At 68.3% G+C, this 2,147-nt stretch carries 2 protein-coding genes; both read right to left on the bottom strand.

Features of this window, described 5'->3' with window-relative positions:
* Positions 1 to 1,310, bottom strand: a 1,310-nt coding sequence (locus FJ309_17460; GenBank protein MBM3956361.1) for a hypothetical protein, incomplete at its 3' end; no start/stop codon positions are given.
* A gap of 187 nt (positions 1,311 to 1,497) precedes the next feature.
* Positions 1,498 to 2,139 carry a 7-carboxy-7-deazaguanine synthase gene (gene queE / locus FJ309_17455; protein MBM3956360.1) on the bottom strand — a complete coding sequence of 214 codons (642 nt, stop codon included), beginning with the start codon at positions 2,137 to 2,139 and terminating at the stop codon, positions 1,498 to 1,500.
* Positions 2,140 to 2,147 lie beyond the last annotated feature (8 nt).

The raw sequence follows: 2,147 nt of genomic DNA, 5'->3' as shown, positions 1-2,147 counted from the left end.
ACCGGGAGCCCCGAGCGGAGGTAATAGGTGCCGTTGTCGTCGTTGGCGTCGGCGTTGCCGGCGTTCGACCCATTGTAGAAGACCTGGGCGAAGAACTTCTTGTGGCGGAAGCGCTGCTGGACGTTGAGGTAGCTCCAGTTCTTCACCTGCGCCGCGCCGAAGGTGCCGGTGATCTCGAGGGCGCTGGCGACGTTCGAGTAGCCGACCGTCGTGATCGCCTCGGTGTTCTCGCTCGGACGGTAGTCGATCCGCGCCTCGCCGGAGTACTTCTCGAGTCCGTAGTCACGGAACTTGGCGACGCCGCTGCGCGACGCCGGGACGCCCGGGTTCACCGCACCGGTCGCGGTGCGGCCCCAGACGGCGTAGTTCGCACGCGCCTGCGGGGTCGCGTTCGGGCCCGCGTCGATCTCGTTCGGGTCGGTGTATTCCCAGTCCTGTGCGGTGAAATACTCGCCGGAGAACTTGTAGCCCCACTTCTCGCCGAGCGTGCCGGCATGCCGGAGCCCGACGCGGGCGAGCGAGCGCTCCCCACCGTCGAGGGTGATCTGGCTCCCCTTGGAGGTGAACGGGGACTTGGTGATCACGTGGAGGACGCCGGCGCCGGAGTTCGGGCCGTAGAGCGCCGAGGCCGGACCCTGCAGGACCTCGATGCGATCGATGTCGTCACCGGTGCCGGTGAAGAGGAAGGGGACATTCACGCGGAGCGACGGGACGCCGGCGAACCGGTAGTCCTGCAGCATCAGCATGGAGGTCGAGAAGGCGTTGTTGAAGCCGCGTGAGACGATGTTGGCCTGCACGATGCCGCCGTTCGAGATCGAGACGCCCGGGACCGCCTTGATGTGGTCCACGATCGTGGCGGCGGGCCGCTCGGCGATTTGCTCCGAGGTCACGACCGAGATCGCGTTCGGCGAGTCGAGGATCTTCTCCGGCTCGGCGCCGCGGGTGCCCGTCGTCACGACCTGGTTCAGCAGGGCCGCGAGCTCCGACATCGAGACGTTCACCGTGGTCGTGGCGTTGGCCGCGACGCGGATCCCCTCGACCCGCTTCTGCGAGAAGCCGATGCGGGAGACGACGACGGCGTAGGTCCCAGCCGGCACGTTGCCGACCCGGTAGCTACCGTCTTCGCTGGTCGAGCCCACCGCCACCCGGGTCGCCCCGGTGACGATCTGTACCTGGGCGCCCGGGACCGGGGTCGTGCCCCCTTCCTGGGTGACCCGGCCGGCCACGGTGCCAGTCTGCGCCTGAGCGGTACCGACCGCCGTGACGAGACCGAGCAGGGCGAGCGCCGAGCTGAGGAAACGAATTCGCATACAGAGAAGACCTCGGTGAACGTGATGAAGGCCCCCGGGAGGCCCGGGAACCGCGAGTTAACATCCCACACCTAGGGGGTCGTCGTCAATAGTAGAGAGATGTCAGCCGAACCCTGACGAGTAGGGAAGGGGGGCAGTAACCAGGTGACGGTGAACAGGGGTCAGGGAACCTGTCCCCTGACCCCTCTCACCTGATCCCTGCCACTTTATGCCCCTGGATGGAGAGCCGCCACTTCGGATGCGCCAAGCAGTAGGCCACCGCCGCCGCGGTGTTCGCCGCGAGGTCGGGGCCGTCCATCGGCTGTAATAGGAAGTGCCGGAACCCGAGCCCCTCGAACCGCTCCGGCATCGCCTCCGCCTGTGGGAAGACGAGCTTGAGCTCGTCCCCGGTGATCGCGACCAGCGGGGCGTCCGCCTTGGGGCTCACACAGACCCAGTCGATCCCCGCCGGCACCGGTTGGGTCCCGTTGGTCTCGACCGCGACCTCGAACCCCTTGGCCTGCAGGGCCGCCACCGCTGTCCCATCCAATTGGAGGAGGGGCTCCCCCCCGGTGCAGACCACCAGGCGCTTCCCTTGGGCCCCGGCCGCTCCCGTCGGCCACCGCGACGCGACCGCCTCGGCCAACGCCTCCGCCGTCGCGAACTTGCCGCCGTCCGGCCCCACCCCCACGAAGTCGGTATCGCAGAAGCGGCAGGTCGCCGTCGCCCGATCCGCCTCGCGCCCCGTCCAGAGATTACACCCCGAGAACCGACAGAAGACCGCCGGTCGCCCCGCCTGGATCCCCTCCCCCTGCAGGGTATAGAAGATCTCCTTGACGGTGTACGTCACGCCGGCCG

Source organism: Planctomycetota bacterium (assembly GCA_016872555.1).
Taxonomy (GTDB): domain Bacteria; phylum Planctomycetota; class Planctomycetia; order Pirellulales; family UBA1268; genus F1-20-MAGs016.
The sequence above is the reverse complement of the archived record's forward strand: the minus strand, read 5'-3'. Positions and strand labels throughout refer to the sequence as shown.